The 25,987-nt window shown below is 68.5% G+C and carries 23 protein-coding genes; 17 read left to right on the top strand and 6 right to left on the bottom strand.

Annotated features, from left to right (window positions below; translation table 11 throughout):
* The 11 genes from ACZYZ3_RS16970 to ACZYZ3_RS16920 all read left to right on the top strand — a co-directional run.
* A partial coding sequence (locus ACZYZ3_RS16970) for a tetratricopeptide repeat protein (protein ID WP_463964976.1) occupies positions 1-1,401 on the top strand: 1,401 nt, incomplete at its 5' end.
* Positions 1,402-1,407: 6 nt separating this feature from the next.
* Positions 1,408-2,418: an HAD-IIA family hydrolase gene (locus tag ACZYZ3_RS16965; RefSeq protein ID WP_463964975.1), complete on the top strand. Its 1,011-nt coding sequence runs from the start codon at positions 1,408-1,410 to the stop codon at positions 2,416-2,418.
* Positions 2,419-2,428: 10 nt separating this feature from the next.
* Complete coding sequence (locus tag ACZYZ3_RS16960) at positions 2,429-2,746, top strand: hypothetical protein (RefSeq protein ID WP_463964974.1); 318 nt, start codon at positions 2,429-2,431, stop codon at positions 2,744-2,746.
* Positions 2,733-3,545: a TlyA family RNA methyltransferase gene (locus ACZYZ3_RS16955; RefSeq protein WP_463964973.1), complete on the top strand. Its 813-nt coding sequence runs from the start codon at positions 2,733-2,735 to the stop codon at positions 3,543-3,545. The genes ACZYZ3_RS16960 and ACZYZ3_RS16955 overlap by 14 nt, the downstream gene beginning before the upstream one ends.
* 22 nt (positions 3,546-3,567) lie before the next feature.
* A complete protein-coding gene (locus ACZYZ3_RS16950) occupies positions 3,568-4,608 on the top strand; it encodes an NAD kinase (protein ID WP_463964972.1) in 1,041 nt (346 codons plus the stop codon).
* A gap of 3 nt (positions 4,609-4,611) precedes the next feature.
* Positions 4,612-6,351: a DNA repair protein RecN gene (recN, locus tag ACZYZ3_RS16945; protein ID WP_463964971.1), complete on the top strand. Its 1,740-nt coding sequence runs from the start codon at positions 4,612-4,614 to the stop codon at positions 6,349-6,351.
* A gap of 79 nt (positions 6,352-6,430) precedes the next feature.
* Positions 6,431-8,215 carry a CTP synthase gene (gene pyrG / locus ACZYZ3_RS16940; RefSeq protein ID WP_463964970.1) on the top strand — a complete coding sequence of 595 codons (1,785 nt, stop codon included), beginning with the start codon at positions 6,431-6,433 and terminating at the stop codon, positions 8,213-8,215.
* Between the two features lie 26 nt (positions 8,216-8,241).
* On the top strand, positions 8,242-8,904 hold the full coding sequence (locus ACZYZ3_RS16935; protein ID WP_463964969.1) for an NUDIX domain-containing protein: 663 nt from the start codon (positions 8,242-8,244) through the stop codon (positions 8,902-8,904).
* Positions 8,904-9,896, top strand: a complete 993-nt coding sequence (gene xerD, locus ACZYZ3_RS16930; RefSeq protein ID WP_463964968.1) for a site-specific tyrosine recombinase XerD — start codon at positions 8,904-8,906, stop codon at positions 9,894-9,896. The genes ACZYZ3_RS16935 and xerD overlap by 1 nt, the downstream gene beginning before the upstream one ends.
* A 36-nt stretch (positions 9,897-9,932) precedes the next feature.
* Positions 9,933-10,421 (top strand): 8-oxo-dGTP diphosphatase, encoded by a 489-nt coding sequence (locus ACZYZ3_RS16925; protein WP_463964967.1) that lies wholly within the window; start codon positions 9,933-9,935, stop codon positions 10,419-10,421.
* A gap of 221 nt (positions 10,422-10,642) precedes the next feature.
* Positions 10,643-11,509 (top strand): hypothetical protein, encoded by an 867-nt coding sequence (locus ACZYZ3_RS16920; protein WP_463964966.1) that lies wholly within the window; start codon positions 10,643-10,645, stop codon positions 11,507-11,509.
* Between the two features lie 74 nt (positions 11,510-11,583).
* Here the strand turns inward: ACZYZ3_RS16920 and ACZYZ3_RS16915 are convergent, their stop codons facing one another.
* The 4 genes from ACZYZ3_RS16915 to ACZYZ3_RS16900 form a co-directional block, all read right to left on the bottom strand.
* Positions 11,584-12,723, bottom strand: a complete 1,140-nt coding sequence (locus tag ACZYZ3_RS16915) for a bifunctional 2-methylcitrate synthase/citrate synthase (RefSeq protein WP_463964965.1) — start codon at positions 12,721-12,723, stop codon at positions 11,584-11,586.
* Between the two features lie 63 nt (positions 12,724-12,786).
* Positions 12,787-13,689: a methylisocitrate lyase gene (gene prpB, locus ACZYZ3_RS16910; RefSeq protein ID WP_463904235.1), complete on the bottom strand. Its 903-nt coding sequence runs from the start codon at positions 13,687-13,689 to the stop codon at positions 12,787-12,789.
* Entirely contained in the window at positions 13,690-15,210 is a 1,521-nt protein-coding gene (locus tag ACZYZ3_RS16905; RefSeq protein WP_463964964.1) for an MmgE/PrpD family protein, read from the bottom strand.
* 36 nt (positions 15,211-15,246) lie between these two features.
* Positions 15,247-15,888, bottom strand: a complete 642-nt coding sequence (locus ACZYZ3_RS16900; protein WP_463964963.1) for a GntR family transcriptional regulator — start codon at positions 15,886-15,888, stop codon at positions 15,247-15,249.
* Between the two features lie 175 nt (positions 15,889-16,063).
* On the opposite strand from ACZYZ3_RS16900, the gene ACZYZ3_RS16895 reads away from it, so the two are divergent.
* Positions 16,064-17,962, top strand: coding sequence for a propionyl-CoA synthetase (locus ACZYZ3_RS16895; protein ID WP_463964979.1), 1,899 nt, complete (start codon positions 16,064-16,066; stop codon positions 17,960-17,962).
* 15 nt (positions 17,963-17,977) lie between these two features.
* On the opposite strand, the gene ACZYZ3_RS16890 is transcribed toward ACZYZ3_RS16895, so the two are convergent.
* Together ACZYZ3_RS16890 and ACZYZ3_RS16885 are read right to left on the bottom strand one after the other, a co-directional pair.
* Positions 17,978-18,697, bottom strand: a complete 720-nt coding sequence (locus tag ACZYZ3_RS16890; protein ID WP_463964962.1) for a response regulator — start codon at positions 18,695-18,697, stop codon at positions 17,978-17,980.
* On the bottom strand, positions 18,694-20,385 hold the full coding sequence (locus tag ACZYZ3_RS16885) for a sensor histidine kinase (protein ID WP_463964961.1): 1,692 nt from the start codon (positions 20,383-20,385) through the stop codon (positions 18,694-18,696). Before ACZYZ3_RS16885 ends, ACZYZ3_RS16890 begins: the two co-directional genes overlap by 4 nt.
* Before the next feature lie 138 nt (positions 20,386-20,523).
* On the opposite strand from ACZYZ3_RS16885, the gene ACZYZ3_RS16880 reads away from it, so the two are divergent.
* The 5 genes from ACZYZ3_RS16880 (at position 20,524) to ACZYZ3_RS16860 (ending at position 25,985) form a co-directional block, all read left to right on the top strand.
* Positions 20,524-21,879 (top strand): cation:dicarboxylate symporter family transporter, encoded by a 1,356-nt coding sequence (locus ACZYZ3_RS16880; protein ID WP_463964960.1) that lies wholly within the window; start codon positions 20,524-20,526, stop codon positions 21,877-21,879.
* A 283-nt stretch (positions 21,880-22,162) separates the two neighbouring features.
* Positions 22,163-23,062, top strand: a complete 900-nt coding sequence (locus ACZYZ3_RS16875; RefSeq protein ID WP_463964959.1) for a ParA family protein — start codon at positions 22,163-22,165, stop codon at positions 23,060-23,062.
* A gap of 8 nt (positions 23,063-23,070) precedes the next feature.
* On the top strand, positions 23,071-23,919 hold the full coding sequence (locus ACZYZ3_RS16870; protein ID WP_463964958.1) for a segregation and condensation protein A: 849 nt from the start codon (positions 23,071-23,073) through the stop codon (positions 23,917-23,919).
* 68 nt (positions 23,920-23,987) lie between these two features.
* Positions 23,988-24,596 (top strand): SMC-Scp complex subunit ScpB, encoded by a 609-nt coding sequence (gene scpB / locus ACZYZ3_RS16865; protein WP_463964978.1) that lies wholly within the window; start codon positions 23,988-23,990, stop codon positions 24,594-24,596.
* A gap of 111 nt (positions 24,597-24,707) precedes the next feature.
* Positions 24,708-25,985, top strand: a complete 1,278-nt coding sequence (locus ACZYZ3_RS16860; RefSeq protein ID WP_463964957.1) for a pseudouridine synthase — start codon at positions 24,708-24,710, stop codon at positions 25,983-25,985.
* The last annotated feature ends 2 nt before the right edge of the window (positions 25,986-25,987 follow it).

The following is a 25,987-nucleotide window of genomic DNA, read 5'->3' as shown; positions in this document are numbered from 1 at the left end:
GGTGATCGTGCCCCGCGCGAAGGCGGCGGGGAACGCCGCAGCTTCGGTGCTGGCGGTGCCGGTGACCGGAAACCGCCCTACAGCGGTGGCGATAACCGGAAACCCTTTGGCAGCCGTGATGACCGGCCCGCGCGCAGCTTTGACCGTGATGACCGGCCGGCCCGCAGCTTTGACCGTGATGACCGGCCGGCCCGCAGCTTTGACCGTGATGACCGGCCGGCCCGCAGCTTTGACCGCGGCGACTCCGGTCCCCGCCAGTTCGGCCGCGACCGGGCAGAAGACCGCCCCGTCCGCGTCCCTAACGCCCGGGACCTCCGCAGCGCCAACCGACCCGACCGCGAGCGTTCACCGCAGATCGACGACGACGTTACGGGCAAGGAACTGGACCGCGCCACTCAGCACCAGATCAAGACCCTCGAGGAAAACAGCGCCGAGTGGGTGGCCCGGCACCTCGTGATGGCCGGCCGCCTCATCGACGACGAACCGGAACTGGCCTTCCAGCACGCCCTCGCCGCCAGCCGGCGCGGAGGCCGTCTCGCGGCCGTCCGCGAAGCCGTGGGCCTGACGGCTTACGCCGCCGGCCACTACGGCGAAGCCCTGCGCGAATTCCGCACCTACCGTCGGATCAGCGGTTCCAACATGCACCTGCCTGTCATGGCCGACTGCGAACGTGGACTCGGCCGGCCCGACCGCGCCCTGGAAATGGCCCGCTCCGAGGAAGCCAAGGACCTCGACGCCCCCGGCAAGGCAGAACTGGCCATTGTGGCCGCCGGCGCGCGCACCGATCTGGACCAGCTCGATGCTGCCGTCTCCGAACTGGAAATCGCCCAGCTCGACATCAACCGGGCGTTCTCCTACAGCCCGCGGCTGTTCCGCGCCTACGCAGAAGCCCTCGCCGCAGTGGGCCGGACAGCCGAAGCGGAGAAGTGGCAGCGCCAGGCCGCCGTCGCCGAGAACGCCCTCGGCCTCGACGTCTCGGAAGATCCGGACATCATCGATCTTGGCTGGGACGAGGAAGAGGAAGCCCGCGAGGAACATCAGCAGCGCCGGCTCCTCGCCGAGCAGGCCGCCCAGCGGTCCGCCGCGGCTGCCCCGCAGGAAGAGTCGCCGCGTGCCGCCAGCGCCGGGGCCGTGGCCGGACTCCCGGAAACGGCTGCGGCAGCCAACACCCTCGACGAAGGAACCGACGACGCCGAATCCGACTTCTGGGAGTCCGACGACGCTGAGTCCGACGACGACTCCGTGGAAAAAGACGCTCTGGACCGCTCCGAGGTCCTCACCGGCGACGATTCCGGACTTGACGATTCCGGACTTGACGATTCCGGCGAGTCCGGAGACGACTCCGGACACAGCGAGTCCCACGACGCCGACTCCCGCGAGCCGGAACGCTCCGAGGGCTGATCCAAAATGGCCGCACCGGAGCTGATCTCCGCCTTCGACGCCCTGATCTCCGCCTTCGACGCCCTGCTCGCCGACCTCGACGGCGTCGTCTATGCGGGGCCGCACGCCATCCCTGGCGCCGTGGAATCATTGCGCCGGCTCGCCGGCATCGGCGTCGGCCTCGGCTACGTCACGAACAACGCCTCCCGGACGCCGGCGCAGGTGGCGCAGCACCTGCGCGATCTGGGTGCCCCGGCGGAGGACCGCCAGGTGGTCAGCTCCTCGCAGGCCGCGGGCGAACTGCTCGCTTCGCTGCTGCCGGCGGGTGCCCGCGTGCTGGTCACCGGCGGAGACTCGCTGGCCCAGGAGATTGAGCTCGCCGGCCTGGTAGCGGTCCGCAGCGAAGCGGAGCAGCCCGTCGCCGTCGTACAGGGATTCCATCCGGACCTCGGGTGGAAAGACCTCGCGGAAGCCGCCTACGTCATTGCCGGCGGGGCCCTGTGGGTGGCCACCAACACGGACATGTCCATTCCCCAGGCCCGCGGCATGGCACCGGGCAACGGGACGCTGGTTGCGGCCGTGGCCGCCGCCACCGGGCAGCGGCCCCTGGTGGCCGGCAAGCCGGAAGCGCCGCTGTTCCACGCCGCCGCGAAACGCCTGGCCGCAGACCGGCCGCTGGTCGTCGGCGACCGGCTGGACACCGACATCCTCGGCGGGAACAGGGCCGGCTTCGCCACCGTTGCGGTGCTGACCGGCGTCGACACCCGCGAAACGATCCTGGCCGCCCGCACGCTGGAACGGCCCGGCTACCTCATCAACGACCTCACGGACCTGTACCGCCCCTACCCGGCGGTTGCGTTCGACGCCGGGCAGCACCGCTGCGGCGCGGCCGCCGCCGTGGTGGACGGGCAGACGGTCCGGGTCAGCGGCGATCCCGGCGACCTTGACGCCTGGCGGGCCGCCTGTTCGGCCTGGTGGACCGCCAACCCCGAGACCGACACTGCCCTGGCACCGGTCCTCGAATGGCAGGATCACTAGACTGGGGACCATGACCGAGCCGAACCACATCGCCGGGACGGACCCCGCAGGGGAAAACGCCGCCCGGGTCACCTGGCCGGCGCTTCCGGCGGAAGCCGGCGGTGCCGCGGGGCATGATCCGTCCCGGGACCCCGCCGTCGGTGCACTTCTCCGCCGTCTCGGTGAACTGCCGGACCTCCCCGTGGCCCGTCACGGCGAGATCTACGCGCTCCTGCACGATGAACTGCTCGCGGCTCTCAACGAGCCCATCGCAGCACCACCAGCCACAGGTCCGGCCGCGGCCGGACCGACCACTTCACCAGGGGATGCCACAAATGAGCAGGCTTGACCAGGCCCTCGTCAGCCGCGGGCTGGCGAGGTCCCGCACCCATGCCGCCCGCCTCATCGCCGAAGGCAAGGTCAGCACGGACGGTGAGGTGCTGGCCAAGGCCTCGCAACAGGTCCACGACGGCACGGTCCTCAATGTCGCAGCCGCCGATGAGGACAACTACGTCAGCCGTGCCGGGCACAAACTGGCCGGCGCGCTGGACGCTTTTCCCGCCGTCGAGGTCGAGGGCAAGCGGTGCCTGGACGCCGGGGCCTCCACGGGCGGATTCACCGAGGTGCTGCTGCGCCGCGGTGCGGCCCGCGTCGTGGCCGTCGACGTCGGCCACGACCAGCTGGTCCCCGTAATCCGGCACGACCCGCGCGTTTCCGTCCACGAAGGCCTCAACGTCCGTTACATGACGCCGGATGAGATCGGCGGACCGGTGGCGGTGACGGTGGCGGACCTGTCCTTCATCTCCCTGACCCTCGTGCTGGCCCCCCTGGCGGCCTGCACCGAACCGGGCGGTGACCTCGTTCTGATGGTCAAACCGCAGTTCGAGATCGGCAAGGACCGGCTGGGCCGCACCGGCGTCGTCACCTCGGAGTGGGAGCGCCGGCTCGCCGTGGGCAAAGTCGCGGCGGAGGCCATGGACACCGGGCTGGAACTGAAAGGCCTCGCCAGCAGCCCGCTGCCCGGCCAGGACGGAAACGTCGAGTACTTCCTGTGGATAAAGCGCGGGATTCGAACAGACCTGCCTAAGATCGAAGAGCGGGACGCAGCCGTTGCTGCGTTACTCGGAACAATCTGGCCCAAGTACTAGAAGCACCAGAAGGCGGAACCCGATGAGCAGGCGTGTCCTCATCCTTGCCCACACAGGCCGTGAGGAGTCCCTCAAGGCTGCCTGGGAAGCGTGCGCCCAGCTCCACGACTCCGGCATCATTCCCGTGATGCTGAAATCCGAGCTCGGCGACATGGTCCGCTTCTTCGGCCGCCTCGACCAGCCCGTCGAGATCCTCCATGACCACGTGATGCTGCCCGACGTCGAACTCGTGATGGTGCTCGGCGGCGACGGGACCATCCTGCGCGCGGCGGAACTGGTGCGCGAGGTCGACGTGCCGCTGCTCGGCGTGAACCTTGGCCACGTGGGGTTCCTGGCCGAGAGCGAGCGGGCGGACCTGGCCCAGACCGTCGAATGGATCGCCAGCCGCGACTACACCGTGGAAGAACGGATGACCATCGACGTCCAGGTCTGGGTCCGCGGGCAGAAAATCTGGCACACCTGGGCCCTTAACGAAGCGGCGATTGAGAAAGGCAACCGGGAACGGATGCTCGAGGTTGTCACCGAGGTCGACGAACGCCCGCTGACCTCCTTCGGCTGCGACGGCGTCGTCCTCGCCACCCCCACGGGCTCCACCGCCTACGCCTTCTCCGCAGGCGGCCCGGTCGTGTGGCCCGAGGTCGAGGCGCTGCTGATTGTGCCGATCAGCGCCCACGCGCTCTTCGCCAAACCGCTGGTGGTCTCACCCCGGTCCCGGCTCGCCGTCGAAATCCTGAACCGCACCGATGCGCAGGGCGTGCTCTGGTGCGACGGCCGGCGCTCCGTGGACCTCCCGCCCGGCGCGCGCGTGGAAGTGACCCGCTCCGCCACGCCCGTCCGGCTTGCCCGCACCCACCAGACGCCCTTCTCCGGCCGTCTGGTCCGCAAATTCGAACTGCCCATACAGGGCTGGCGCGGACCGATGCCGCAAGCGGCCACGGTCCATACCGGGCCGGTGCCGGTGATCCGCACCCCCCGGCCGATGCCCCCGCTGCCCACACCGCCGCAGGCAGGGCCGCCGCACGCAGGGCCGGACGAGACTCCTGATCCATCGACTGCGAAGTGAACCATGCTTGAAGAACTGAGAATCCGCGACCTCGGTGTCATCACCGACGCCACGCTGCCCCTCGGCCCGGGCCTGAGCGTCGTGACCGGTGAAACCGGTGCCGGCAAGACCATGGTGGTGACCGCCGTCGGGCTGCTGCTCGGCGCACGCTCCGACGCCGGCGCCGTGCGCAGCGGCGCGAAAAGCGCCTCCGCGGAAGCGACGGTGAAGCTCGACGCCGGGCACCCGGCCGTGGCGCGCGCCCGTGAGGCCGGGGCCGAGGTCGAGGAGTTCGACGGCGGCGCGGAGCTGCTGCTCGCCCGCAGCGTGGGCGCGGACGGCCGCAGCCGCGCCTACCTCGGCGGCCGCGCCGCGCCGGTGGGGGTGCTAGGGGAGATCGGGGAAACCCTCGTGGTGGTCCACGGCCAGTCCGGGCAGATCCGGCTCAAGAGCCCGGTCGCGCAGCGCGGCGCCCTCGACAAGTTCGCGGGGGAGAGCCTCGCCGCAGCGCTCGGCAGCTACCAGGAGCTGTACGCCCAGTGGAAGTCCAGCCAGACCGAGCTGGACGGGCTCCGCAGCGCCGTCCGGGAACGCCTCCGCGAGGCCGAATCCCTCGAGGTGGCCCTGGCCGAGATCGACGCCGTCGACCCGCAGCCGGGAGAGGACGAATCACTCAAGGCGGAGGCCGTCAAGCTCGCCAACGTCGAGGAACTCCGGATCGCCGCCGCCACGGCACACCAGGCGCTCATCGCCGAGGACTTCGGTGACGGCGCCGACGCCACCGCACTGGTGGATGCCGCCAAACGCACCCTCGAGCACGTCGCCGAACACGACGAGGAACTCGGCTCGGCGGCCGCCCGGCTCGCTGAGGTGGGCTTCCTGCTCAACGACATCGCCACCGAACTCGCCAGCTACCAGGCCGCCCTCGACACCGAGGGCCCGGAACGGCTCGCCGAGATCGAGGACCGCCGGGGAGCCCTGGCGAAGCTGGTGCGCAAGTACGCTCCGAGCATCGACGAGGTGCTGGCCTGGGCCGAGCAGTCCCGGGCGCGGTTCCTGGAGCTGCAGGACGACTCCACCCGGATCGAGGCGCTGGAGGCCGGGGTGGCCCGCGCCGGGGCCGAGCTGGCCAAGCAGGCCGCCGGGATCAGCAAGCTCCGCAAGAAGGCCGCCAAAGACCTCTCCGCCCGCGTCAGCGCGGAACTCAAGGCCCTGGCGATGGCGGATGCCACCCTGGTCATCAACGTTGAATCCGGCGGGAAGCCGGGACCGCACGGCGCCGACGAAATCTCCTTCCTGCTCCAGCCGCACTCCGGCGCCCCCGCCCGCCCGCTGGGCAAAGGCGCCTCCGGTGGTGAACTGTCCCGCGTGATGCTCGCCATCGAAGTGGTGCTGGCCGCCGTCGACCCGGTCCCGACCTTCGTCTTCGACGAGGTTGACGCCGGCGTTGGCGGCCGTGCCGCCGTCGAGATCGGACGGCGGCTGGCGATGCTGGCCCGGCACGTCCAGGTGCTCGTGGTCACCCACCTGCCCCAGGTGGCGGCGTTCGCCGACCAGCACATCCGGGTCACCAAGACCTCCGTGCGCGGCGCTGACGGTGCCACCGCGACCGGCTTCACCTCCAGTGACGTCCGGCTCCTCGACGAGCCCGAACGCGTCCGGGAACTGGCCCGCATGCTCGCCGGCCAGGAGGACTCCGAATCCGCCCGGGCCCACGCCCAGGAGCTCCTCGACGACGCCCGGCCCCTGCCGCAGCAGGCCTGACCACCCCCGTGGGGCGCCCCCGCGCCGGGAGGGACAACCACAGCTGCTTGCCACGAACAGACCCCGGGAGGCTGAATTGGTGATAGGCTCGAACCCCGTGGTGCAGCGATCAAATTCCCGTGTAAATTCCCGGTTTCCGGGCTCGTCCAAGACGACCAAACACATCTTCGTCACCGGTGGTGTGGCGTCCTCGCTCGGTAAGGGACTGACGGCTTCGAGCCTCGGTCACCTCCTGCGGGCACGCGGCTTGTCTGTAACAATGCAAAAGCTCGATCCCTACCTGAATGTGGATCCGGGCACGATGAACCCCTTCCAGCACGGCGAAGTCTTCGTCACTGACGACGGCGCCGAAACGGACCTGGACATCGGCCACTACGAGCGCTTCCTCGATGAAAACCTCGAGGGCTCGGCCAACGTCACGACCGGCCAGGTCTACTCAACGGTCATCGCCAAGGAACGCCGCGGTGAATACCTCGGCGACACCGTTCAGGTCATCCCGCACATCACCGACGAGATCAAGCGCCGCATGCGGCTGCCCGCCGAGGGCAAGCACGCCCCCGACGTGATCATCACCGAAATTGGCGGCACCGTGGGCGACATCGAGTCGCAGCCGTTCCTGGAATCCGCCCGCCAGGTCCGCCAGGACATCGGCCGTGGCAATGTGTTTTTCCTGCACGTCTCCCTCGTGCCCTACATCGGCCCGTCGCAGGAACTGAAAACCAAGCCCACGCAGCACTCCGTTGCCGCGCTGCGCTCCATCGGCATCCAGCCCGAGGCGATCGTGATCCGCTCGGACCGCGAAGTCCCGCAGCCCATGCGCGACAAGATCGGCCGCATGTGCGACGTCGACATCGACGCCGTCATCGGCTGCCCGGACGCCCCGAGCATCTATGACATCCCGAAGACCCTGCACTCCCAGGGCCTGGACTCCTACATCGTCCGCGCGCTCGACCTTCCCTTCAAGGACGTGGACTGGACCAGCTGGGACCGGCTCCTCGATGCGGTCCACAACCCCAAGCACGAGGTTGAAATAGCCCTGGTCGGAAAGTACATCGACCTGCCGGACGCCTACCTGTCGGTGACCGAGGCCCTGCGCGCCGGCGGCTTCGCCAACGACACCAAGGTCAAGATCCGCTGGGTCCCCTCGGACGAATGCGAAACCCACGAGGGTGCGGTCAAGTCCCTGGACGGCGTCGACGCGATCTGCGTCCCGGGCGGCTTCGGCATCCGCGGACTCGAAGGCAAGCTCGGCGCGCTGAAGTACGCCCGTGAGAGCAAACTCCCGGTCCTGGGGCTCTGCCTGGGCCTGCAGTGCATGGTGATCGAGTACGCCCGCAACGTCGTCGGCCTTGAGGGCGCATCCTCGTCCGAGTTCGAGCCGGATTCGAAGTACCCGGTGATAGCCACGATGGAAGAGCAGCTGGACATCGTCGACGGCAAGGGCGACCTCGGCGGCACCATGCGCCTGGGCCTGTACGAGGCCAAGCTGGACGAGGGGTCCGTGGTCGCCGAGACCTACGGCACCACCACGGTCAGCGAACGGCACCGCCACCGCTACGAGGTCAACAACAAGTACCGCGAGCAGATCGCCGCCAAGGGACTGGTGTTCTCCGGAACATCGCCCGACGGCAAGCTCGTGGAGTACGTGGAGCTTCCCCGCGAAGTCCACCCGTACTACGTGGCCACGCAGGCGCACCCGGAGCTCAGCTCACGCCCGACCCGGCCGCACGCCCTGTTCTCCGGACTGGTGAAAGCCGCCCTGGAGCACCAGAAGGGCAACGGCAGCAAGGTCTCCAAGGCAGAGGCAGGCGCGGCCACGGGCGCTCCGGCCCCGGCCAAGCCGTCCCCGGCTGCGTCGAAGTAACCCCAACTGAATCAAAGGACGGCGCGATGCCCGGTACCCCTGAAACCCCCAATGCTGCACGGCAGGTTTCGGATGAACCGAGCCCGCGCCGTCTTTTGTCGTCCCGGACCGTCTACGAAGGCCGGATTTGGGACGTGGTCAGCGACAGCTTCCAGCTCCACGACGACGGCGACCCGCTCGTCCGCGACTACATCGAGCACCCCGGGGCGGTGGCGGTCCTGCCGATGAACGGCGCCGGCGAAGTGCTGCTGATCAAACAGTACCGGCACCCCGTCGGCATGGACCTGTGGGAGATCCCGGCCGGGCTCCTCGACGTTGAAGGCGAGGACTTCGTGGCCGGCGCGGCCCGGGAACTCGCCGAGGAGGCCGACCTGATCGCCGGGCACTGGAATGTGCTGGCCGATTTCTTCAATTCCCCCGGGTCCTCCAGCGAGGCCATCCGCATCTACCTCGCCCGGGACCTGAAGGACGTGCCCGGCCACGAACTCCACGTCCGCACCGACGAGGAAGCCGAAATCGAGCTGCACTGGATCCCGCTCGACGCGGCCGTCCGGGCCGTGCTGGAGGGGCGCCTGCACAACCCGTCCGCCGTCGTCGGAGTCCTCGCCGCCGCAGCCGCCCGGGCAGACGACTTCAAAAGCCTCCGCCCGGGCAACGCCCCGTGGCCAGCGCATCCCAGCCAGCGTTGATGATGGAACCGCTGACAGCCGACCCCCAGGCCCCCGCCCGGCCGCAGCCGGCGATCGACCGGGCCATGACGGACTACCTGCAGCACATGGGGGTGGAACGGGGACTCGCAGCCAACACCCTCTCCGCCTACCGGCGGGACCTCGCCCGGTACGCCCGGCACCTGGCCCACACCGGCCGCCAGCGCCCCGCCGAGATCACCCGGCACGACGTCACCTCTTTCGTCCAGGCGCTCTCCGACGGGTCCGACGGCGGCTCGGCCCTGGGCATCCGGTCGGCAGCACGGACGGTGGTGGCCGTGCGCGGGCTGCACAAGTTCTGGGCACTGGAGGGCGTGACGCCCACCGATCCGGCCAGCGACGTCCATCCGCCCATGCCCGGCAAGCGCCTGCCCAAGGCCATCAGCGTCGACGAGGTGACCAGAATCCTGGAGGCAGTCGGAACGGACACCGCCACCGGGCTGCGGGACCGGGCCCTGCTGGAGTTCCTGTATTCCACCGGCGCCCGGATCAGCGAAGCCGTGGGCCTCGACGTCGACGACATCTCCCTGCACACGGCAGGGGAAGCCGGGGAAGCCGGGCCGGCGATCGTCCGTCTCTTCGGCAAGGGATCCAAGGAACGGCTCGTCCCGCTGGGTTCCTTCGGCGCCCGCGCCCTGGACGCCTACCTCGTCCGCGGCCGGCCGCTGCTGTCCGCCAAGGGCAAAGGGACCCCTGCCCTGTTCCTGAACGCCCGCGGCGGACGGATCAGCCGGCAAAGCGCCTGGACCATCCTCAAGACCGCCGCGGAGAAGGCCCACATCACCAAGGACGTCTCACCCCATACCTTGCGGCACTCCTTCGCCACGCACCTGCTAGAAGGCGGCGCCGACGTCCGGGTGGTCCAGGAACTGCTGGGCCACGCCTCGGTCACCACCACGCAGGTCTATACCCTGGTCACGGCAGACACCCTGCGGGAGATCTACGCCGCCGCGCACCCCCGGGCGCTGGGCTGAGCCCCAGGAACGCGGCCCGCCGCTAGGCTTGGCTTCATGGCCTCCACCCCCGTCACCCTGTGTTTCCTGCTCCGCGCAACAGGCTCCCGCACCGAAGTGCTGCTGGGGCTCAAGCGGACCGGCTTCGGCACAGGCAAGATCGTCGGCATTGGCGGCCACGTCGAAGCGGGGGAGAGCGACGCCGAAGCCGTCGTCCGAGAAGTTTGGGAAGAAGCCGGAGTCCTCGTCCGGCAGGAGGACCTGGCCGACGCCGGCGTCGTCGAGTTCCTCTTTCCGACCCGCCCCGAGTGGAACATGTACTGCCGGCTCTTCACCACGCGGCGCTGGGAAGGCGAACCGGCGGAGAGCCCGGAAATAGCGCCCGAGTGGTTCGACACCGGGGCGCTGCCGCTGCATCTGATGTGGCAGGACGCGGAGCACTGGCTGCCGGCCGCCCTGGCCGGAGAGGTGCTCGACGTCGTGGTTGTCCTGAATGAGGACAACGAGAGTGTGGCATCGGTCAACGGACTGTCTGGGGGTCGATAGAGACGCTGGCCGGGGACCCAATAAACGCAACGGGGCGGCACAAAGACCGGGATGTTCTTCAGTTCGCGTCCTGGCTAAAACTGCAGCGCAGGCATTGCGGGTGTGAAGTGCGACGTGTCCGCCGCATCCCTCCGCCCGCCCGCTCCGGCGAGCCGTGACTGAAAGCCCCTGGTGTGCGGATAGCCTGCTGTCCGTATGTGCAAGAACTAATGGGAGCTGACATGGATTCGACACAAAGCAACGGCGCGGAAACGGCTGTCTTCAGTGACGACGGACCGCCGCGGGACCCCGCCGCCACGCGACGCCGGTGGCCATGGGTGGTTGCGATCGCAGCCACCGCCGTGGCCGCCGCCACGGCCGGTGTGCTGGTCGCCGGCAACCCGGGCTCCGAGCCGGCCGGAACGGCCGGAGGCGTGACGGCTCCCACCGCCTCCGCGTCGCAGCCGACGGGGCCGGGCAGGGCACCCTCGGTGAGCCCAAGCATGCAGCCGACTGTTCAGCCAACGTCCCCGGCAACGGAGGGAACCGTCGCCGGGCCTGCAGCCGGGCGCTACGACAGCTCCGCGGCCGGAGCCTCATTCGACCTGCCCGACGGCTGGACGGCGGAGGAGTCCACCGTCGGGTCCGCCGACAAGCCGGGAGCCCGCATCATCGTCTTCAACGAAGCCAGGATGCAGGTGGCGGAGCTCTATCACGGTGGCTCCGGCGGGGTTGGCGGCGCGTGCGGTCCCGGTCCCTACCCGATGACGGAGCTGGACACAGCGCCCGCCCTGGACAACCTGTGGGCCAGGGGAGCCGGCGTGCGGTTTTCCTACCGCGTCCTTGATATGCGGGCCGACGGCGGTGCCTTCGATTACCAAATAGGACTGGTCGACAAGGTAAACGGGCAGCTGAAGGACAGTTGCCTGATGTCCTCCTTCGTGGCCGGTGCGCCCCAGGGCACGCTGTCCTTTGCAGACCGGGCGGCCCAGAGTCCGGCGCACGATGACCCCATCTTCACCTCCATGGCCGAAGCCAGGGACTACCTGCTGACACCCGAGTACCGGAAGCTCAAAGGCATGATCCTCAGCCTGGAGATGCAGGACTAGCAAGAAACGACAAACGGGCCGGCCACCTCCCAGAGGTGACCGGCCCGCCGTCGTGCGTGCTGCAGGAACCGGGGCTAGGCCAGGTGCCGTTCCTCGACGCCGTTGTATTCGCTCAGCGGGCGGATCAGGGAATTCGCATCCAGCTGCTCCATGATGTGCGCGGTCCAGCCGGTGATGCGGCTGGCGACGAACAGCGGAGTGAAGGTCGGGGTGTCGAAACCCATCAGGTGGTACGTGGGACCGGCGGGGTAGTCGAGGTTGGGCTTGATGGCCTTGGCCTCGTCCATCGCCGACTCCAGACCGTTGTACAGCCCCAGCAGTTCCGGCCGGCCGTAGTACGCGATCATCTTGTCCAGGGCCGCCTTCATCGTGGGCACCCGGGAGTCGCCATGCTTGTACACGCGGTGCCCGAAGCCCATGACCTTCTTCTTCTGCGCCAGGGCGTCCTCCATCCACGTCTTCGCGCGGGTGGCGGCCTCATCCAGGGATTCCTCCGGACGGATGCCGATCTCATCGAAGGTATGCATGACGGCCTCGTTCGCGCCGCCGTGCAGGGGGCCCTTGAGCGCGCCGATCGCCCCGGTCACGGCCGAATGCAGGTCCGAGAGCGTCGAGGTGATCACACGGGCCGTGAACGTCGAGGCGTTGAAGGAGTGCTCGGCGTACAGGATCATCGAGACGTTGAAGGCCTCGACGACTTCCTGGACCGGCTCCTCGCCAAAGGCCATCCAGAGGAAGTTCGCGGAGTAGTCCAGATCGTCGCGGGGTTCCACGGCCTCCTGCCCGTGCCTGCGGCGCTGGTCGTAGGACACCACCGCGGGCATCGCGGCGAACAGGTCCGCCGCCTTGGCCATGTTCGCCTCGCGGGAGGAGTCCTCGGCGAGCGGGTGCCGGGCACCCATCACGGAGGCAGCCGTGCGGCAGACGTCCATCGGGTGCGAGGAAACCGGCAGCGCGTCGATGACCTGCTTGACCACGGGGTCCAGCGCGCGCCCGGCACGTTCCCGGGCCGTAAACTCCGCCAGCTGCTCCGGGTCCGGCAGTTCGCCGTTCCAGAGCAGGTAGGCGACTTCCTCAAAGCTGCACGTGGCGGCCAGTTCCTGCACGGGGTAGCCGCGGTACAGCAGTGAATTTGTGTCCGGGTTTACCTTGGAGACCGCGGTGTAATCCACCACGACGCCGGCGAGGCCCTTTTTGATCTCTTGTTCAGCCATGCTGAAACTCCTTTGTTCCTGTCGCCTGTTGAACCGGCCGGAGCCGGAAGTCCGATGCGGGGCTTACTGACCCGGGATCTGGAAATTGAATACCCCGGTATCGAAGCTGTTGTATGCCTCGTAGTCCACGAGGTCATACAAACGCGCCCGGGTCAGCATGTTCCCGACCTGGGCCTCCTGGGTACCGTCAGCCTTGATCGATTCCAGCGTACGCTCCGCAGCACCCATGGCACTACGGAGCAGCGTCACCGGATAGATGATCATGTTGACGCCGACGCCGGCGAGCTGTTCCACCGTGAACAGGGCGCTCTGCCCGAACTCGGTCATGTTGGCCAGGATCGGCACGTCCACGGCGTCACGGATCGCCTGGAACTCGCTGAGGTCCTTCATGGCCTCCGGGAAGATGGCGTCGGCCCCGGCCTCCACGAGCGCCCTGGCGCGGTCCTGCGTCGCCTTCAGCCCGTCCGTGGCACGGATGTCGGTCCGCGCCATGATCAGGAAGTTCGGGTCCCGCCGGGCGTCGGCCGCCGCGCGGATACGCTTGGTGGCCGTGTCCAGGTCCACCACGTTCTTGCCGTCGAGGTGGCCGCAGCGCTTGGGGTTGAACTGGTCCTCGATGTGCAGGCCGGCCAGGCCGGCGTTCTCGAGCTCCTGAACCGAGCGGGCCACGTTCATCGGCTCGCCGAAGCCGGTGTCGGCGTCGACGATGCTGGGCAGGTCCGTCATCCGGGCGATCTGCCCGGCGCGGGTGGCCACCTCGGTGAGCGTGGTCAGCCCGATGTCGGGCAGGCCCAGGTCATTGGCCAGGACGGCGCCGGAGATGTAGACCCCGGCGAAGCCCTTTTCCTCAATCAGCCGGGCCGAGAGCGGGTTGAACGCACCCGGAAACTGCTGGATCGTCCCGGAGGCCAGGAGCTCGCGGAAGCGGACCCGTTTCTGCTCCGGGGTGACCTTCGAGTACAGCATTTAGAAAAGTCCCTTCGGTGCGGCGGCCAGGTCGATCACGCCGTTGGCGGCCTGGATATTGAGCTGGTCCAGCTCACCGGCAGCCAGCTCGGGCAGGCGGGCGGCGGCGGCGAGGAAGCGTTCGATTTCCGCTTCGGTGACGAGGCCGGCGGCGAGGGTGCGGAACTTGTTCACGTACTGTTCCCGTGCGAACGGCCGGGCGCCCAGCGGGTGGGCGTCGGCGACGGCGATCTCGTCGGTGATGACCGTGCCGTCCTTGAGCGTGATGACAACGGTCCCGCCGAAGGCCTTCTCCGCGATGTCCAGGGAGTGGTAGCGCCGGGTCCATTCGGCGTCCTCGACGGTGGTGACCTTGTGCCACAGTTCCACGGTGTCCGGGCGCATGGCGCGCTCCGGGGCGTAAGAATCGACGTGGTGCCAGGCGCCGTCCTGCAGGGCGACCGTGAAGATGTACGGGATGGAGTGGTCCAGTGTTTCGCGGCTGGCCGTGGGGCTGTACTTCTGCGGATCGTTGGCGCCGGAGCCGATCACGTAGTGCGTGTGATGGCTGGTCTTGATCAGCACGGACTCCACGTTGGCCGGATCCGTGACCTCCGGGTGCCCGCCGTGGAGCTTGCGCGCCAGGTCGATCCAGGCCTGCGCCTGGTACTCGGCCGAGTGCTCCTTGGTGTAGGTGTCCATAATGGCGCGCTTGGCTTCGCCCGGTGTCGGCAGCGGCACAGTGTAGGAGGCGTCGGGGCCGTCCAGCATCCAGGCGATGACGCCGTCCTCGCCTTCGTAGATCGGCACGGGGGAGGTCTGGCCGCGCATGGCCCGGTCCGCGGACTCGACGGCCATCTTGCCGGCAAACGCCGGGGCGTGCGCCTTCCAGGTGGAGATCTCGCCCTTGCGGGACTGCCGGGTGGCGGTCGTGGTGTGCAGGGCCTGGCCGATGGACTGGAAGATGGTCTCGACGTCGAGTCCCAGCAGCGTGCCGATGCCGGCGGCCGCGGAGGGGCCGAGGTGCGCGACATGGTCGATCTTGTGCTTGTGCAGGCAGATGGCCTTGACCAGGTTGACCTGGATCTCATAGCCGGTGGCGATGCCGCGGATCAGGTCCTGGCCGCTGGAACCCACGTGCTGGGCGACGGCGAGGATCGGAGGAATGTTGTCGCCCGGGTGGGAGTACTCCGCGGCGAGGAAGGTGTCGTGGTAATCGAGCTCACGGACGGCCACACCGTTGGCCCAGGCAGCCCACTCGGGGGCCACCCGCTCATCGATGCCGAAGACCTTCGAGCCCTGGCCGCCGGTGGTGGGGCCGTGGGTCAGGGCCTGCGCGCGGGCCGCGACGATCGGGGCGCGGTTCAGCGACGCAATCGCAACCGAGGCGTTGTCGATCACCCGGTTGATCACCATGTCGGTGACCTCGTCGGAGACGGCGACGGGATCGGCGGCCACCTGGGCGATCTTGAAGGCGAGCTGGTCCTCGCGGGGCAGGTTTTCCTCGCTCTTGTAAACGCGGACGTGGTGTTCCTTGACCATGGTGCTCCTTTTATTGCGGTTTATTGAGGCGGGTTGCTATTGAGGTGTATGCGTGGCTTTGACGTGGGAAAGGCTGCGGTGCAGGTGGAGTGTGGTGGCGGCCTCTGCCAGCCGGGGATTGCCGGCGGCGATCGCCTCGGCGATGGCGGCATGTTCCGCGGCCGCCGCGGTGAGCCGTTCGGCGTCGTCGGCCGCCAGCCGGCGGACCCGGACCAGGTGGACGCGCAGGCTGCGCATCGCCTGGGCGAGGTAGGAGTTGTGGATTGCCGCGTCAATGGCTGCGTCCAGCCGTCCGACCAGCCCGTAGTAGTCGTGCCGGGCCGGATCCCCGGCGCTGATCAGCGAGGGGGCCTGGCACAGTTCGTTGCGGAGCTGTTCGAAGGTGGCGGCGTCGCCGCGATCGGCGGCCAGCGCCGCTGCCTTCCCCTCGAGGGTTTCGCGCAGCTCGAACAGTTCGTCGATGTCCTCCAGCGAGATGTCGGTAACGACGACGCCGCGGCCGCCCGCCGTCGTCGTCAGGCCCTCCGCGGTGAGCCGGCTCAGGGCCTCCCGCAGCGGGGTGCGGGAGATGCCGAGCCGCTCGGACTGCTCCACTTCGGCGAGCACTGTCCCCGGCGCCAGACGCCACTCGATGATGTCATCGCGCAGGGCCGCATAGGCCTTGTCGCTGGCGCGCATCCTGACTCCTTCGTTGGCTGACGTTGTCCACTGTATACACGAATCGTCATTTTGCCCAGCATTTGCCCGGAATTAGCGCCAAGTCCGGCAGCTTTGTATACACAAGCCTTGTGCCGGGACCCCGTACGGGGCTACCATGAGCACCATCACATCGTCGTGGACGGGACTCATTTTCATGGTTAGCAAGAACTACCGGGACAGCTACGCACGCAGCCTGGATACGCCCGAAGCATTCTGGCTGGAAGCCGCAGGGAAGATCTCGTGGACCACTCCACCGCAGCGTGCCCTCGATTCCAGCAGGAAGCCGCTGTACGACTGGTTCCCCGATGGCGTGCTCAACACGTCCTACAACGCGCTGGACCGCCACGTGGAGGAGGGGAGGGGCGGGCAGGACGCCCTGATCTATGACTCCGCCATGCTCGGCACGCAGCAGCGCTTCAGCTACGCGGAGCTCACGGACCTCGTCGCCCGTTTCGCCGGGGTCCTGCGCAGCCACGGCGTGGGCAAGGGCGACCGCGTCGTGATCTATATGCCGATGATCCCCGAGGCGGCCATCGCGATGCTCGCCACTGCCCGGCTCGGTGCCGTGCACTCCGTCGTCTTCGGCGGCTTCGCCCCCAAGGAACTCGCCGCCCGCATCCGCGACGCCGCCCCCGCCGCGGTGGTCACCGCCTCCGGCGGCATCGAACCCTCGCGCCGGATCGAGTACCTCCCCGCCGTCGGGGAAGCCCTCGGCCTGGCCGGGGTGCCGGAGACCCCCGTCCTGGTGAAGGGGCGCGAAGGCTTCGCCTCCTCGGTGGCCGACCACGCCGGCTGGCTGGACTGGGACACCGAGATGGCCTCGGCCGCGCCCGCCGCGCCGGTTGACGTCAAGGCCACCGACCCGCTGTACATCCTCTACACCTCGGGAACCACCGGCGCCCCCAAGGGCGTCGTACGTGACAACGGCGGCCACGCCGTGGCGCTCAGCTGGACCCTGGAGAACATCTACGACATCGGACCCGGCGACGTGATGTGGACGGCCTCCGACGTCGGCTGGGTGGTGGGGCATTCCTACATCGTGTACGGCCCGCTGCTGGCCGGCGCCACGACCGTCCTTTACGAAGGCAAGCCCGTGGGCACGCCCGACGCCGGGGCGTTCTGGCGCGTCATCCAGGACCACAAGGTCAACGTGCTGTTCACCGCGCCCACCGCCCTGCGCGCCATCCGGAAGGCCGACCCCGAGGCCGGTCTGCTCGGCGGGTATGACATTTCCAGCCTGCGCACCCTGTTTGCCGCGGGCGAACGGCTCGACACCGACACCTTCCATTGGGCCTCCCGGATCCTGGGCGTCCCGGTCGTGGACCACTGGTGGCAGACCGAGACCGGCTGGGCCATCTGCGCCAACCCGCGCGGGCTCGATGGCCTGCCGATCAAGGCAGGCTCGCCCAGTGTGCCGATGCCCGGCTTCAAGCTGAACATCATCGACGGAGCTGGGGCGGACGTCGAGGCCGGAATGGAGGGCAACATCGTGCTGGAACTTCCGCTGCCACCGGGCACGCTGACGACGCTCTGGCGCAACGATGAGCGCTACATCTCCTCCTACCTGCAGGCGTTCGAGGGCTACTACGCCACCGGCGACTCCGGCTACCGGGATGAGGACGGCTACCTCTTCGTGATGGGCCGCACCGACGACATCATCAACGTCGCCGGCCACCGCCTGTCCACCGGCGCCATGGAACAGGTCATCGGCCAGCACCCGGCCGTTGCCGAATGTGCCGTGATTGGACTCGCGGACCCGTTGAAGGGCCAGCGTCCCAGCGGCTATGTGGTGCTGAAGTCAGGGGTCGATGTGCCCGAGGAGATCCTGGTCAAGGACCTCATCGCCCTGGTCCGGCGCGACATCGGCGCCGTCGCCGACTTCAAGCACGTCACCGTGGTGGAAGCCCTGCCCAAGACCCGCTCCGGCAAGATCCTGCGCAAGACCATGCGCCAGATTGCCGACGGCGAGGACTACGTGGTGCCCTCGACGATCGAGGACGCCGGCGTGATCGACCAGCTCATCGGAACGCTCCGGCCCGCCGCCACGAAGTGACGGCCCGGGCGTCCGTTACGGCGCCGTCCGGGTCCAGCGGTACTCGTTCTCCGGCCGGCCGGGCGCGCCGTAGCGCGCGGACCGGGTGACCGTGCCAGCGTCGGCGAGGTATTCCAGATAGCGCCGGGCTGTCACCCTGGACATGCCCAGGGCGTCCATCACCTCGCTGGCCGACACGGCGCCGGACTGCAGCTTCAGAAAGTCCTGCACCGATTCCAGCGTGGACGCGGCCAGCCCCTTGGGCAGCGGCAGTTCCGAGGGCGCCCGCAGGCTCGCGAAGGCCTGGTCCACGTCGCTCTGCGACGCGCCGGGGCCGGCGTTCCCGGCGGCGGGGGAGGCCAGCTGCTCCCGGAAGAGCCGGTAGCTGGTGAGCTTGTCCGCGAAGGTGGCGAACGTGAAGGGCTTAATCAGGTACTGCACCACGCCGGTGGCCACCGCGCTGCGGACGATGTTCAGTTCCCGGACGGCGGTGATGGCGATGATGTCCGCGAACAGTCCGGCGGAACGCATCCGGCGGGCGATGTCGAGGCCATGCAGGTCCGGCAGGTTCATGTCCAGCAGGACCAGGTCCACCGGGGTGCCCGCCGCCGCGAAGTCCGTCATCAGCCGCAGCGCTGACTGCCCGTCCGGGGCCGTGCCCGCCAGCGTGAATCCCTCCAGTCGGCCGGTATAGGCGGCGTGGGCGGCCGCGGCGATGGGCTCGTCTTCGACTACGAGTACACGGATGTCGCTCATTGCTGTCCCTCGCTGGTCAGTGAAGCCGGCGTTGCTGCCGCCGGCGCAGCCGTTGGCAGCGTGACACGGAACAGCGCCCCGGCCGGGCTGGTGATTGTCATGGTACCGCCCAGCCGCTGCACCGCCTGGCGGACCAGGGCCAGGCCGAGGCCCCGGCCGAACGGCCCTGCGGCTTTGGTGCTGAAGCCGTGCCGGAAGATGTCCTCGACGGCCTGCGGATCGATCCCCGGCCCGCTGTCCTCCACCGTGATCTCCAGGGCTCCGGCGGACGTTTCGACCGTGAGCTCGACGAGTTTCGGGGCCGGGGCCTCGGCCGCGGCGTCGATGGCATTGTCCAGCAGATTGCCCAGGATCGCCACGAGGTCCTGCACGGCCAGCCCGGACACGCCGGCCGGGCCGCTCCCGGTCTCCGCGGTGTTCAGGGTCAGCTCGACGCCGCGCTCGTGGGCTTCTGCGGCCTTGCCCATGATGAGCGCGCCGAGCACGGGCTCCTCCAGCGAGCCCACCACATCATCGGTCAGCCGCTGGCTCAGCTCAAGGTCCTGGGTGGCAAAGTCCAGGGCCTCCGCGCCGCGCCCCAGCTCCATCAGCGAGACGATGGTGTGGAGCCGGTTGGCGTGCTCGTGGGTCTGGGCGCGCAGGGCATCGGAGAGGGTGCGCATGGTTTCCAGCTCGCTGCCCAGCGACTCGATTTCGGTGCGGTCCCGGATCGTGGCCACGGTCCCGTACACGGCCGCGCTGCTGCGCCCGCCGGCGGAACCGGGCCCGACGGCCGGCCCCTGGTTCACCACGAGGATCCGCGGGCCGGTCAGGTGGATCTCGTCGAGGGCGGTCCGGCCCGATTCGAACAGCTCCCTGAGGCTGGGGGCCAGCGGGAGCTCCGCGAGCGACGGCGCCTCCTGCCGCCCGCCGCCGGCCCGTGCGCCGGCGCCGTCGGACGCGCGGGGAGTGAGCCCCAGCAGTTCGGCGGTCTGGTCGTTGTACATCACCACCTTGCCCTTGGGATCGATCAGGATGACGCCTTCGCGGACCGAGTGCAGGACCGATTCGTAGTAGGCGAAAAGCTGGGCGAGCTGCTCCGGTCCCCAGCCGCGGGTGACCTGGCGCAGGTACCGCCCCAGCAGCCAGGACGCCACCGCTCCGCCTGCCAGCAGGGCCAGCCCGATGGCCGCGAGCGCCGGCAGCCTGCCGGAGACGGCGATGTCCACGGTGCGCACGGTCACGCCCGCCGCCACCAGCGCCCGCACCGTGCCGTCCGCGTCCCTGACCGGGGCGATGGTACGCACCGAGGGGCCAAGTGTGCCGGCCGTAATCTCGGTGAACACCTGCCCGTCCAGGGCGGCATCGATCGAGCCGATATAGGGTTTCCCGAGTTCCTCTTCCCGGGGGTGGGTCCACCGGGTGCGGTCCGGTGCCATGATCGTGATGAAATCCGCGTCCGCGTCCGCTGTCACCTTCAGGGCGTAAGGCTGCAGCAGGGCGGTGGGATCCGCGGTGTCCGCCGCCTCCAGAACGTGGGGGCTGTCCGCCACCGCCGTCGCGACGGCGGCCATCCGCCGGCCGGCCTCGTCGTAGGCGTGGTCTCGCGCATCAACGAACGTCGCCGTCCCGACGATCGCCGTGAGGGCCAGCATAAACAGCAGATGGGCAACAAACAGCCGTCTGGCGATGCTCCAGCGGTGGATCATCCACACCTTCCATGACCAATATGAACGCAACGGTGATGCGCGTCACTCCATCCCCAATGATGGTGGGACACGCAGAACGGACGCGATGGGCCTACAGCCTGTGCCGCACCGACGTCCAGCCTATCCAAGGAGAACACCATGACCTCTCGAAGAGGAGAGTCGGCGGCATCGGCCGCGACACCGGTCAAGAAGCGCAAGGGTCTCGACAAGTCCCATTATCTCTACATCGCGGTCATCGCGGCCGTCATCCTCGGCGCCCTGGTCGGGCTGATGTTCCCCGAGTTCGCCAAGTCCCTGAAGCCGCTGGGCGACGGGTTCATCAAGCTCATCAAGATGATGATCGGCCCGGTCATCTTCTGCACCATTGTGCTGGGCATCGGTTCGATCGCCAAGGCGGCCACGGTCGGCAAGGTCGGCGGCCTGGCCCTGGGCTACTTCATGGTGATGTCCACGTTCGCGCTGGCCATCGGCCTCGTCGTCGGCAACCTGATCCACCCGGGCGAGGGCCTCAAGCTCGCCCCCTACGACCCGAGCAAGAAGGCGGCCACGGACAGCACGGTCGAGTTCCTGCTGGGCATCATCCCGGGTGACATCCCGGTCCTGCCGACCCTGCTCGCCGCGCTGCTGGTCGGTTTCGCCCTCCAGCAGATGGGCACCCAGGGCGCTCCGATCCTCAAGGCCGTCGGCTACGGCCAGGCCCTCGTCTTCCGCATCCTGGTCATGATCATGTGGCTGGCCCCGGTCGGAGCCTTCGGGGCGATCGCCGCCGTCGTCGGTGCCACCGGCATGCAGGCCATCCTCAGCATGGCCACCCTGATGGGCGCCTTCTACATCACCTGCGCCCTGTTCATCGTGGTGATCCTCGGCGGCCTGCTCAAGGTCGTCGCCGGACTCAACATCTTCCGGCTGATGAAGTACCTCGGCCGTGAATACCTGCTGATCTTCTCCACCTCGTCCTCCGAAGCCGCCCTGCCCCGCCTGATCGCGAAGATGGAACACCTCGGTGTGTCCAAGCCCGTCGTCGGCGTCACGGTCCCGACCGGCTACTCCTTCAACCTCGACGGGACCGCCATCTACCTGACCATGGCTTCCCTGTTCGTCGCCAACGCCATGGGCACCCCGCTGGACCTCGGCGCCCAGGTCTCGCTGCTGATCTTCATGATCATCGCCTCCAAGGGCGCTGCCGGAGTCACCGGAGCCGGCCTGGCCACCCTGGCTGCCGGGCTCCAGGCCCACAAGCCGGAACTGCTCGGCGGCGTCGGCATGATCGTGGGCATCGACCGCTTCATGTCCGAGGCCCGCGCCCTGACCAACTTCACCGGCAACGCCGTTGCCACCGTCCTGATCGGCACCTGGGTCAAGGAGATCGACGGCGCCCAGGTCGAGCGGGTCCTCTCCGGAAGCGAACCGTTCGACGAACAGACCATGATCGCCGGACACGGCGCACCCGAGGAAGCACCGGCACCGGCACAGCCCGTCCTGGCCAACGCCTGAGCTGATCCAGCACCCCTCACGAACCACCAATGACCGCCCGGACGCCGCCAGCGTCCGGGCGGTTTTTCGCGCCGCGACGGGAACCTTCGACTTCTACCAGAGGGTTGAGGCTCAAAGATTGGCCGCTGTCAAGGTCCGCGGAATACCGTGTCGGGCGCTGTAACCTTGGGAGGAATAAGATCGGCGCTGGACCTCCAGGGCTTCAATATCAAGCACGCAGCAATATCAAGCACGACAATCACCAGGCACGACCATCACCGTCATCGAAAGTGTGGATAGATACGTGAGCAGCGAACAGGGTTCAGCAACTCTGGAAGGCACCGGACTCGATCTGGAAGACGCCGTCATGGGCCCCACCGGGCGCCCTCACCGCGACTTTCCGGAGCCGGCACCGCTGTCATCCCACGGTCCCGCGCGGGTCATCGCCATGGTCAACCAGAAGGGCGGAGTGGGGAAAACCACCTCCACCATCAACCTCGCGGCCGCGCTGGCGGAATTCGGCCGCCGGGTGCTTGTGGTGGACTTCGACCCGCAGGGTGCCCTCTCCGCAGGCCTGGGCATCAACCCGCACGAACTGGACCTCACGGTCTACAACGTCCTGATGGACCGCAAGGTCGACATCCGCGATGCCATCCACAAAACCGGCGTGGACAACCTGGACCTGCTGCCGGCCAACATCGACCTCTCCGCCGCGGAGGTCCAGCTCGTCAACGAGGTCGCCCGCGAACAGGTGCTGGACCGGGCCCTGAAGAAGGTCGAGGATGACTACGACGTCGTCCTGATCGACTGCCAGCCCTCCCTGGGCCTGCTCACGGTCAACGCCCTGACGGCCTCCCACGGCGTCATCATCCCGCTGATCTGCGAGTTCTTCGCGCTGCGCGCCGTCGCGCTGCTGGTGGAGACCATCGACAAGGTCCAGGACCGGCTGAATCCGCGGCTCCAGGTCGACGGCGTCCTCGCCACCATGTACGACGCCCGCACCCTGCACAGCCGCGAGGTGATCTCCCGCCTGGTGGAGGCGTTCGGCGACAAGGTCTTCGAAACCGTCATCAAGCGGTCCATCAAGTTCGCTGACGCCACTGTCGCGGCGGAGCCGATCACCAGTTACGCCGGCAACCACATCGGCGCCGACGCCTACCGCAACCTGGCCAAGGAACTGATCTCGCGCGGCGGCGCGCCCTAGTCAGGGCCGTGGCAGCGACAGGGACCCCGACGGCGGAGCTTTCCCCGGCCGGGAAGAAACCCGGCTTCGAGGTCCGGCTGGCCAACTTCACCGGCCCCTTCGACCTCCTCCTGGGTCTGATCTCGAAACACCAGCTGGACATCACGGAGGTGGCACTTTCCACCGTCACCGATGAGTTCATCAAGTACATCAAACGCCTGCAGAACCTGGGCGAGGAATGGGCCCTTGATGAAGCCAGCGAATTCCTCGTTATCGCCGCCACGCTGCTCGACCTCAAGGCAGCCCGGCTGCTGCCGGCCGGCGAAGTCGAGGACGAGGACGACATTGCCCTGCTCGAGGCGCGCGACCTGCTCTTCGCCCGGCTCCTGCAGTACAAGGCGTTCAAGCACGTCGCCGGCATGATCGGGTCCACCCTCGAGCTCGAGGGCCGCCGCTACCCGCGCCAGGTCGCGCTCGAAGGGCACTTCGCGGCGCTGCTTCCGGAGCTGCTCTGGAAGCACACCCCACAGCAGTTCGCCGCGCTGGCCAGGAAGGCCCTCACGGCCAAGGACACCGCGCCTACCGAGGTCGGCGTCGCCCACCTCCACGGCAGCCCTGTCAGCGTCAGGGAGCAGGCCGAACTGCTGGGCCTCCGGCTGCAGCGCGGCGCCCCGCTGACCTTCCGGGCGCTGATCGCGGACGCAGAATCCACCCTCGTGGTGGTGGCACGCTTCCTGGCGCTGCTGGAGCTGTTCCGGGACAAGGCGGTGGCCTTCGAGCAGCTGCAGGCGCTGGGGGAGCTGACGGTCCGCTGGACCGCCGACGGCGGGTCCTGGCGCAGCGACACACTCAGCGAAGAATATGAGGAGCAGCAGTGAACGATGACCGGTCCGGACACGGCGCTGACAACGCGGCAGCAGACAACGCCGGTCCCGGCGTCGACGGCCTGCCCGGCGGCGGCCGGGCAGCCCTCGAAGCCGTCCTGATGGTGATCGACGAGCCGGCGACGGCGGCCGAACTCGCCTCCGGGCTGAACCTGACCGTCGACGTCGTCGAGAAACTGCTCGCGGAACTGCAGCAGGAGTATAACGGCTATACTGTTAATGCCCCGGATGTGCACGACGCCAGTTTCAACGGCTTCGGTGCCACCCCCCGGGGCTTTGAATTGCGGAATATCGCCGGAGGCTGGCGGATCTATTCCCGCGCTGAGTTCGCCGATATCGTCGGTGGATTCGTGCTGGAGGGACAGACAGCCAGGCTGACGCAGGCGGCGCTCGAAACGCTCGCCGTCATCGCTTACCGCCAGCCCGTATCAAGGGCGCGGGTGTCTGCAATTCGAGGAGTCAATGTTGACTCTGTCGTGCGGACGCTGACGCAGCGGGGGCTGATCGAGGACTCGGGAACAGATCCCGAATCCGGGGCCATCCTCTACCGCACGACGTCGTATTTCCTGGAGCGGATGGGAATCGGCTCGGTGGCGGAATTGCCGCAACTTTCACCCCATCTTCCGGGGCTGGAAGGCATCGAAGAGTTCTACGACGCAGCAAGAATGTAGGCAGGAACAACTGCCTGCGCACCAGTAACCACCAGGGCAGAAGCTTTTTGCCCCAGCAGGCGGGTGTTGTCGGGAGACAGCGGCCGTCGGCCAACAAACGAAGGACGGGTCATGACACAGGCGGGACGCCAGGGTTCACCACGTAACGGTTCGGGACGCAACAGTGCCGGACAAAACTCAGCGCAGGGCTCAGGCCGCGGCGCACCGGGCGGCTCAGGCCGCGGCGGCGGAGCCGACTACAAGGGCGGCTCAGGCCGCGGCGCGCAGGGCGGCGGAAGCCGCACCGGGGGCGCAGGCTTCAAGGGCGGCGGAGACCGCCCCTTCAAGCACCCCAAGCCCCGCGAAGAGGCCTTCATCGATCCGGACCTGCAGGGTCCTGATGGCACGCTGCCGGCAGGCAGGCCGGTTTCCGGCGACTGGAAGTCCAAGGCTCCCTCCGGCAAGGAGGCAGCCCGGAAGGCCGCCGCCCGCAAGCCCGGCTTCGGCAAGGCCCCCGGCACGCCCGGTGCGCTCAAGCCCAAGCCGCGCACCGGCGCCCCCAAGGCCGTCGGCCCCCGCGCCTTCGGCAGCGAACGCTTCGGCCAGAACCTCGGGCCCGTGCGCAAGCCGGCCCGCAAGCGCGGCCCCCGCGCCGAGGTGCCCCAGTCCGACCTGCACGACCAGGACGGCATCCGCCTCCAGAAGGTCATGGCCTCGGCCGGCGTCGCCTCACGGCGTGTCTGCGAGGAAATGATCGCCGAGGGCCGGGTTGAGGTCGACGGCCAGGTCGTCACCGAGCTCGGCGTCCGCGTCGACCCGAAGAACGCCGTGATCCACGTGGACGGGCTGCGCATCCAGCTCGACGAGAACATGGTTTACATGGTGTTCAACAAGCCCAAGGGGGTTGTCTCCACGATGGAAGACCCGGACGGCCGCCCCTGCATCAGCGACTTCGTCCGCAACAGCCACGGCGAACGCCTGTTCCACGTCGGACGCCTCGACGTGTCCACCGAGGGGCTGCTGCTGCTGACGAACGACGGCGAACTCGCCAACCGCCTGACGCACCCCTCCTACGAAGTGCCCAAGACCTACCTGGTCCAGGTCCGCGGGCCGTTCCCGCAGGGCATCGGCGCCGAGCTCAAGGCCGGCGTCGAACTCGAGGACGGCATCGCATCGGTTGACTCCTTCAAGCTGGTGGACTCCACCCCGGGCCACGTGCTGATCGAGGTCGTGCTGCACTCGGGCAAGAACCGGATCGTCCGTCGTCTTTTCGACGCCGTCGGTTTCCCGGTGCTCCGCCTGGTCCGCGTGAAGGTCGGCCCCATCGGCCTGGGCGACCAGCGCCAGGGCAGCATCCGCAACCTCGGCAAGCAGGAAGTCGGCCACCTGCTGGCATCCGTAGGGCTCTAGGC

The sequence above is a fragment of the Pseudarthrobacter linnaei genome, assembly GCF_055412825.1.
Note: the sequence above shows the minus strand (reverse complement) of the source record. Positions and strands in the feature narration are given on the sequence as shown.